Source organism: Segetibacter aerophilus (genome assembly GCF_007991655.1).
Taxonomy (GTDB): Bacteria; Bacteroidota; Bacteroidia; order Chitinophagales; family Chitinophagaceae; genus Segetibacter; species Segetibacter aerophilus.
This window is the reverse complement of the sequence record NZ_BJYT01000052.1, coordinates 1-8,510: the sequence shown is the minus strand read 5'-3', so window position 1 is coordinate 8,510 and position 8,510 is coordinate 1. Positions and strand designations below refer to the sequence as shown.

Sequence of the window (8,510 nt, the reverse complement as noted above, 5' to 3'; positions counted from 1 at the left end):
TAACAATAGTAAAAAGACAGTTAAGCTAAAGATGGATAGTGTATGGAAGAACCGGATCCAATAATATTGAGCGTTGGATTGACTAAAATTACGAAGATGTAATCTTACGTATCTTATTACTACTTACTGCCGCTACTGCCAGCCAAAATCTAAAAACTATCCGGGACAACACGGTTTAGAGCCTAAATAAGGAATTCTATCAACGGCCGAATTCCATCAATTGTTATACACCCAACATGGCGGATACAACTTACTCATTCCTCTTTTCTTATTCGGAGATTACTTTGCCATCCGTATTCAAAAGTATAACCTCGCCATAGTTGAGAGACTTTATACCGCTTTCAATTTTTTTACGATCGCCCACCACGATCCAAATAATATCTGAGGGATGTACGTATTTTTTTGCCGCTTCATTTAACGCAGGAGCTGTAAGTCCACGTACTCTTTCAGCATAGCGAGACCAGTAATCATCAGGCAATTTATAATTAATCATTTCTGTAGCTGCACTTTCTAACGCACTTAAAGTTGAGAACCTCGCGGGCAGGCGCAACGTCATGTTGCGCATAATACTTTCATACTCTTCACCCGCAAGTTCCCGCTCACCTGCTACACCTTTAATTTCTTTTATCACTTCTACCATAGACTCTTTTGTCTTATCAGTCTGTACTGGTGCAATTACCAGGAAAGGTCGTTGACCACGAGCGGTCATTAAAGCACCGTTTGTTCCGTAACTCCAATGTTTATCAAGTCGTAGATTACGATTTAGTCGAGACGTTGCCATCCCACCAAAATTTTGCATAACTGTTTGTATCGCGACATCTTCAGGTTGTCCGCTTGCTTCTGATATATGTGCTGCGATAATGGTTGATTGAGGGGCATCCGGTTTATCGATTAAGTAGACCTTTCCGCCCTTTGTCTTGTCGACTACCGCGATGTTCTTCGCTGGCGCATTTCCCGCGGTCCAACCCGCAAATGCTTCTTCAAGTGCGGGCATTAATTTATCCATGGTGACATCACCTGTTACAATTACGGTAGAGCTACCGGGCTTAAACCACTTGCTATGCCAGTCAATAAGATCTGCCCGCTGAATAGTTTGGACAGACGTTTCATAACCTGAACCGGATAAAGGATTACTATAGTTGTGATTTGCTCCAAATAATAACTGGGGGAGAATTCTTAAAGCCGCGCCACTAGCCTGGCTTTTCTCTTGTCCGATCTGCGACAGACGTTGTTGCTTTTTAAGGGCAAACTGATCAGCCGGAAACGATGGATTCAACAAAACATCTGAAAGTATTTTTAGCGATGGACGAAGATTTTCAGAAGTAGCGCCAAGCCTGACAAACGACAGGTCAAGCTGACTAAAAGAATTAAGCGTTGCCCCAAGCAAATCTAGTTGATTTGAAATCTGGAATGCATCCAGGGTTTTCGTTCCTTCATCCATTAGGTCCAGCGCTAAAGATGCTGTACCGGCTTTACCTGTAGGGTCAGATGCGTAACCGGCGTCTGCGGCAATGGTAACATTTACAATAGGTGCTGAATGTCTTTCAAGCAAGACTACATTCAAACCATTCTTCAGTTTATTCCGTTGCACTTGGGGGAACTTTATCTCTGGTGCTTGTGCTAGTGGGGGGAGCACAGTCCGGTCGAGCTTCACTGCTGCAGCAGCAATTGATGGATAAGGCTTGACGGTCATAGTATAATGATTCGCTACCAACCAGGTTTTAGCGGCAGCTTTTACTTCGGCAGGTGTGGCCTTAGCCATCACTTCCATCTGATCGAGATAAGCTTCAGGAGAACCCCCATACGTCATACTTTCTGCCAGTATATCTGACCGGCCGCCCATACCACCTAGTCTTTCAAGGCTTCGCTGAAAATTAGCAAGACTAATACTTTTCACACGTTTTAATTCTTCTTCTGTAGGGCCCTTCAATATAAGTTCGTTCACTACTGCATCTAATTCCTTCTCCGCTACCAGCGGATCTACTCCCGCCTTTAGCGTTACTTCCATAATAAAAGTACTGGCAAGCTCACCTGCATCTATACCAGCGCCTACACTTGTAGCCAATTGCTTTTCGTTGATTAACCTCCGGTCAAGTCTTGCACTTTTAGAACCTGACAGCACATCACCTACTAAAGACAGGTATTGCAAGTCTCTGTTCTTCCATTCCGGGATGTGATATACACGGTAAATTCTTGTTTGTGGTACCCGGTCCTGCATCTCAGCACGTATGTTACGATCAAGAGTAGGTATCCATTTTTCAGTTCTGGTTAATGCAGGGCCAGGAGCAATCCCACCAAAATATTTTGTTACAAGCTGAAGTGCATTTTCAGGGGTAATATCGCCAGCTAGTGCAAGCACAGCATTGTTCGGTCCATAATAAGTTTTATACCAATCCTTCACATCTTGGAGCGAGGCAGCGTTCAGATCATCCATACTTCCGATAGTAGACCAAGAGTAAGGATGTGAGTATGGATACATTTTAGCTGATATTTCAGGAAACACCCGTCCATAAGGCTGGTTCTCGCCCTGGCGCTTTTCATTTTGCACGACACCTCGTTCCCGTTCCAACATTTCTTTAGTTATCCTTCCGGTAAGAAATCCCATCCGATCAGCCTCGAGATATAGTGTTCTTTCTAACGCAGAGACAGGTACATCTTCAAAAAAATTAGTACGATCTGTATTGGTAGTTCCATTGCGATTGTTAGCACCAAGATCATCCATTGCTTCTCTAAATCCATGCGGATAGTTTTCCGAGCCATTAAAGAAAAAATGCTCAAACAGATGGGCAAATCCTGTCTTGCCTCTTTGCTCATTTCTAGATCCCACATGATACCAAAAGTTTACTCCTACTACAGGTACATTGTGATCTTCATTTACAAGAAGCGTAAGGCCGTTGTCAAGCACAAATTTCTTGTACTTAACCTGATAACGACTACGGTCAAATTTTTGCGAATCTTCTTCTTTGGCAGCGAGTTTCGATTGGCTAAAAACTGCTGCGGGCATTTGCATATACAGAACTAATAACACGAGGGGTAAAGTATTCTTCATAATAGGTGCGGTAATAATAGTTGTAGATCGGGAACACCGAAAAGATAAATAAAAACATGCAGTGTAGGAAATACGGAGAGTTCCAACATCAACTTTATTGAGCTCGCTGTAGTTAAACGCTAGAACGCCATGCAACGGGGCTGATGCAAGGAAGACGCGCAAGAGCTGAAACTAGAAGTCTGCAGCATCCACCGGTAATCGCTAGCAGGAAAATATAATCTTTATGATTTTATACCATATCCCCTTTAGCACAACATCCTATTTTAGTCTTCTATAATTAAATAAATTTTTTATATGAAAAGCATCTTCTTTGCTTGTTTACTCATTGTTAGTAGTGGGGTCATTGCTCAGGACAAAACATGCAACTTGTGGCTTGGCGAAGCATCGGAATCAACCAGTAACATTAAACAGTTGGTTGAAAAACAATTAGAGATACAAACCAAACTATTACCGGCGGAAACGAACAATATCCAGGAAATGAAAGACGATAATGAGTTAGCGCAAATCAAAATATGGCTAAAGCCGAAAAAGGTCCTGGTTAATGGCGCTCTGACAACCGTTAATACCATCAGCTCTTACAAAATTGTTTCCCTCTCCGACCAGGTGGACAAGCTCTATACTGCACTCGTCAATAAGGTGCAGCCATGCACTACCGAAACCACAACAATGAATACCGTGTTTGGAAACAATAAAATGTTTATTGAAAGACATAGTGGTGGCTTTGGCAAAAAAGGCCTGGCAATGTCTACGCTCACGGTTACCGCGAAGTGATTGTTTAGAAATAAGAAGCCGTACAGTAAAACAGAACGAATTTTTCTTCTGTTATAATAATATCGTACAAGCTAATGCGTCTTTGATTGCTATTCTTGCTGCCTTGTTGCCACCAGGAACGAAGGACGCAATCATGGGGATGCAGGCTTTAGGAGCACGCGCTTATGCGAACATTATAGGGTGAGTTATATTTAGTGCAATTGATGCTAAAGCTAAATGCGATCACGGCCGACAAATATCCTTCGAAATAATGCGACAATAGCTGTAAAGACCGCCGAACCAATGACTGCCCATACAACAGGGAAGGTCTTTCCTTCGACCGTGATTTCAAAAATCTTCGGCAGATCAAACTTCCCCGCTATCCACATGCCCAAATATGCACCAATAAAACCAACAACAATTGATACAAGGCATCCTCCCAAGTCGTATCCAGCGAGGGCTTGACCGATAGAACCACAAATGGCAGCAATGAGCAAAAGAACCAAGAATCCTATTAGAGTCATGGGTTAATATTTTTTTGAAGTTATAAATTATTTTAGTTAGAATTACCCGTTTTGGTTCGATTAGAACGAGTAAAAACTTAAAATCCTTGTGTAGTCCGTTCGACCCCTACTAGCAGCAACGAATTGAAAGCGCAAGTAAATTAGGCCTAAGAGGTTTAAGTGTGATCTACTAGTCTCTTGCAATAGATTTTTGCGTCCAGATTTGTTGTCGAGGAAGATCACGTTGGATTACGCTGTTGGCATAAAAGAACCCATTGGAACGAAGGGTAGAATGAACATCTGTTGTTTCCAATAGCTTCTTACGAACCGTCTTAGCTGCCCCACCTTCAAACAACCCATTGTCCATAACAACTACTGCTGCCTTGCCTGTTGTCTTTCGCAAAGAGCGGGTGTGGTGAACGAAATTTAGTTGCCTGTCGCTGGTGGTTGCCCAAAAGCCCTGCCGAGTACAGAGACGTTATCTTTCTCCAGCTTGCCTTCTTCGTTTCTATAGTTTTGACCGCCTTTCTATTAGAGGCTGGCTTTGCTGCTATCCCCTATCAATATCGGCAATAGTAGCAGGAACAAGCCATGAGTGGAGGCTTGCTTATTACTGCCATAATTTAACGTACAGCCTTAGAATTTATAACTAATACCTTTTCCCAAATTGATTTATTTTGTTGGATAAAACGCTGATGAACAGGATGGGTCGAGTAAAGTTTTATTTCTTCTTCATTCTTGTAAGTGCAGTAATGCATCACATCATACTCAGGCTTTTCGGTGAGGTCGCCCTTAACAGTAAAACCAACGCGATACGACAAAATATACGGGATGCTGTCCTTTAAATTAGCAAAGCCCCGCATGTGCTGCTCAATTGACGCGGTAGTGGTGCCTGCTTTAAATTTAAAACAGACAATGCGTTGAATGATGCTATCACCTGTAAGACCAAAATAACTGCCCCTTGAAGTAAAAGCCTTTCCATCAAAGGCTGACAGTAGAAGGATTACCACCCCTATAGATATTATTATTTTCATAGCATTTAACTAAGGCAAAAGGTAGTTAAAAAGGCTTGGAATATAAACAGCAAGTCTATTGCTGCAAGCGGACGGCAGGTTTGACTGTTGAAATTTTTTTAAATAACGATGTTTTAGATTGAAAAGAAACTATTTGCAATACTTGCAGCAGCTATGTCTTCAACTGCCTCAACACCTCCCTAAAACTTCCCCAACGCACTCTCCAAATTCTCCGCTATCTCCTCCGCCAACACATCAGTGTTGGAAAGGTTATCTAAGTCAGCAAGTGACTTATCCTTCAACCAGGTAATGTCTAAAGAAGTTTTATACTGCGCAACAATCTTATCATAAGTATACTTTCTCCACGAGCCTTTAGGATTATCAGTTGCATGATAAGTTTCAACACGTTTAAATCTATTAGATGCATTATAGCAGGTAATGAACTCCTGAAGGTCACTAAGCTTTAGCGGGTTTTTCTTAAGTGTGTGATGGATTTTAGTGCGGTAGTTGTAGAACCAGATCTCTTTTGTCTACGCGTCTTTGCTGCTGGGCTTGTTGTCGAAGAAGATAACGTTTGCTTTTGCCACCGTTGGCGTAAAAGATGCTGGTTGGCAAACGAAGGATGGTATGTGCATCTGTTGTTTTCAACAGCTTTTTACCGACCGTCTCTCCTACCTGGCTTGCAAATGGCAAATTGTTCGGAACAGTCAGTAATAAATCGTAAGCCGCCAAACAGAGACTACTCATATTCCACATTGTATCAAGCGTCTAAATCTGGATTTACTGGATGAGAAGATGTCACAGCGTTTTCTTTTTGGGGCTCAAGCTGCGATTTATACTTAAACAAAAGCATTGTAATTAGCAATAGAACTGCACCGGTTACTACACCCAAATAAGGTCCCTTAACAAACAACAAAAGCCAACCACTAATATATGCTCCTCCAATATCTGCGAGATTGATCAGAGCCATATAGGCCGTAAATTGTGAACCGGCAATTTGCTTATCACTCATATTCATTAAAATGGGAAAAGCAGCGATACTATAAAGTGGATCAGCAATACCCCAAAAAAGCAAGCCAGAAGTAATGAACGATTTAGAAGATGATGCAAATAATAGTCCATTAAACAACAATAAAAACAAGGAAAGCCCTAACAATACAAAGCGCTGCAAACGTGTTGCTCCAAGTTTGTCAGCAAACAATCCACTCAATAGTATTACAGTCAATGTTACCATTGCTCCCCATCCACCTGTTAAAATCGACAGTTCACTGTCCGACCATGAAAGATTTCGGATCAGGTAAAAATTGATTGACCTTGTGAAAACAGAAAAACAGAGATATGATAAACCAATAAAACCAAAAATCCTGAAAGCTTTACCATTAAAAATAGCTTTTAACAACCGCCGAAAAACTACAGCAAGGCTATCACTGTCTACTATCTCTCCTGACAATAAATTTTTCGTGAACCGAGGAAACAAAGAGTCAGTTTTATGCAGACGGGTAAAGAAGAAAAACATAGTAAAGAGCAACAGAATGCCTGATTGTACTAAAACTGAAGCAGTAAAGCCCCATTGATGCAGTACAAAAGATAAGGCAGCGGCGCCAAAGGAAATACCTAAAAGTATTCCTCCCCGCATAAAGGCATTTACCCTTCCTTTCTCATTGGTTGGTGTTATTAAAATAGCCATTGCATCTACACTTGCATCTTGCACTGAAGCAACTATTGAATGCACAAAAAATAACGTTGCTAGTAACCAAACCTGTTGAGCAGGATGTTGTACAACCAGCAGCACCAATGAAGCGGCTACTGCTGCAAATTGGGTCAGTACTATCCAATGTTTATACTCCCCGACAATCGAATATCTATACTTATCAATTAAAGGTCCCCATATCATTTGCACGATCCAGGGTATCCCGATGATTGTAATAAAGCTTCCTACTGTTGAAGACGAAACTCCACTGGCAGTAAGATAATTGGCAAGAGCGGTCAAGGCAAAACCGGAAGGTACTCCTTGCATAAAATACAAATAAAAAAAGGTCACGTAACGCGACCTGCTACTATCAGCTAAAGACGGAAACGCAAGCATATTAACCCTACAACAAATCCTTTTTTAAAAAGTTGAAGGGGGTAACGGCGTTACGTTAGAGTAGTTTTTACAAAAAATTTAGTTATTGTGAGGAAGAGGAACGACAACAAAGCAACATGGCAATAGCAAAACGAACTGTTGAAATCCAAAGTGCAGATTGCTTCGTTGCTTCCATAACAAATACTTACCTCTTCAACTACCTAAACTCCTCCTAAAACTTCCCAACGCACTCTCCAAACTCTCTGCAATGTCCTCCGCCAATATCTCAAGGATCAGGAAGGTTATCTATGTCACAAGTGATTTATCTTTTAGCTAGGTAATGTCTAATGATGTTTTATCACGGGCGACAATTTCTTTGTAACCAAACTTCCTCCACCAGCCTTTAGGATCGTCTACGGCTTGATAAGTTTCAACACGCTTCTACTTGGATGATGGATTATAACAGCCAAAAAAACTCCTGTAGGTCACCCTAAGCTATAATAGGTTCTTTTTTAAGCGTGTTGAGGATGTTGGTTCGGTAGTCGTAGAACCATATCTCTTTTGTCCAGGGTCTTTACTGCTCGGTGTATTGTCAAAGAAGATGATAGTTGCTTTTAAGTTTACCTTTACTGCATTATTGAAAATATCAGAAACTATACTATTTCTAGCTACACAACGTGGGAAAGACAAAACAATTTGTCCATCTGAGGTAGCACGAAAATTAAGTCCTAATGCTTGGCGTACTTATATGAAGGAGATACGAAAAGAAGCTTTTGATTTAAGGGATGCAGGTAGGATCGTTATTACGCAGAAAGGGAATGAAGTTTCAGGACGTGAAGTTGTTGGGCCAATCAGAATACAAATAAAATAACCAGTAAATTTTTCAGTGCTTTTACCTCTACAACTGTCTCAACACCTCCATAAAACTCTTAAACACACTCTCCAAATTCTCTGCAATTTCCTCGGCCAGCATATCATGTTGAGAAAGCTTATCAAAATCAGCAAGTGATATATTTTAGTCAGATAACGTTTTAACTTTCTTGGAATAACCCTTTAACAAGTTCAGGGTGACAGCTTGATTGTAATCGTTCCTATGAAGGCATAGTTTTAGTAAAATTTGGTCTGTTTGC

At 41.1% G+C, this 8,510-nt stretch carries 8 protein-coding genes; 2 read left to right on the top strand and 6 right to left on the bottom strand.

The features are described from left to right. Positions 1 to 268 precede the first annotated feature (268 nt). On the bottom strand, positions 269 to 3,049 hold the full coding sequence (locus SAE01_RS24100) for a M16 family metallopeptidase (RefSeq protein WP_147206397.1): 2,781 nt from the start codon (positions 3,047 to 3,049) through the stop codon (positions 269 to 271). 294 nt (positions 3,050 to 3,343) lie between these two features. On the opposite strand from SAE01_RS24100, the gene SAE01_RS24095 reads away from it, so the two are divergent. Continuing rightward, positions 3,344 to 3,820 (top strand): hypothetical protein, encoded by a 477-nt coding sequence (locus SAE01_RS24095; protein ID WP_147206396.1) that lies wholly within the window; start codon positions 3,344 to 3,346, stop codon positions 3,818 to 3,820. Positions 3,821 to 4,032: 212 nt separating this feature from the next. Here the strand turns inward: SAE01_RS24095 and SAE01_RS24090 are convergent, their stop codons facing one another. From SAE01_RS24090 to SAE01_RS24070, 5 genes are all read right to left on the bottom strand, one after another. Then, on the bottom strand, positions 4,033 to 4,323 hold the full coding sequence (locus tag SAE01_RS24090; RefSeq protein ID WP_147206395.1) for a GlsB/YeaQ/YmgE family stress response membrane protein: 291 nt from the start codon (positions 4,321 to 4,323) through the stop codon (positions 4,033 to 4,035). Positions 4,324 to 4,492: 169 nt separating this feature from the next. Next, positions 4,493 to 4,705: an N-6 DNA methylase gene (locus SAE01_RS24085; protein ID WP_246113329.1), complete on the bottom strand. Its 213-nt coding sequence runs from the start codon at positions 4,703 to 4,705 to the stop codon at positions 4,493 to 4,495. Between the two features lie 220 nt (positions 4,706 to 4,925). Next, positions 4,926 to 5,336 (bottom strand): Dabb family protein, encoded by a 411-nt coding sequence (locus tag SAE01_RS24080; protein WP_147206394.1) that lies wholly within the window; start codon positions 5,334 to 5,336, stop codon positions 4,926 to 4,928. A 474-nt stretch (positions 5,337 to 5,810) separates the two neighbouring features. Further along, entirely contained in the window at positions 5,811 to 6,062 is a 252-nt protein-coding gene (locus tag SAE01_RS24710) for an SAM-dependent DNA methyltransferase (RefSeq protein ID WP_174834630.1), read from the bottom strand. Between the two features lie 13 nt (positions 6,063 to 6,075). Further along, entirely contained in the window at positions 6,076 to 7,401 is a 1,326-nt protein-coding gene (locus SAE01_RS24070) for an MFS transporter (RefSeq protein WP_147206393.1), read from the bottom strand. A gap of 580 nt (positions 7,402 to 7,981) precedes the next feature. Here SAE01_RS24070 and SAE01_RS24065 point away from each other — a divergent pair. Then, positions 7,982 to 8,251, top strand: a complete 270-nt coding sequence (locus tag SAE01_RS24065) for a DUF3253 domain-containing protein (RefSeq protein ID WP_147206392.1) — start codon at positions 7,982 to 7,984, stop codon at positions 8,249 to 8,251. The last annotated feature ends 259 nt before the right edge of the window (positions 8,252 to 8,510 follow it).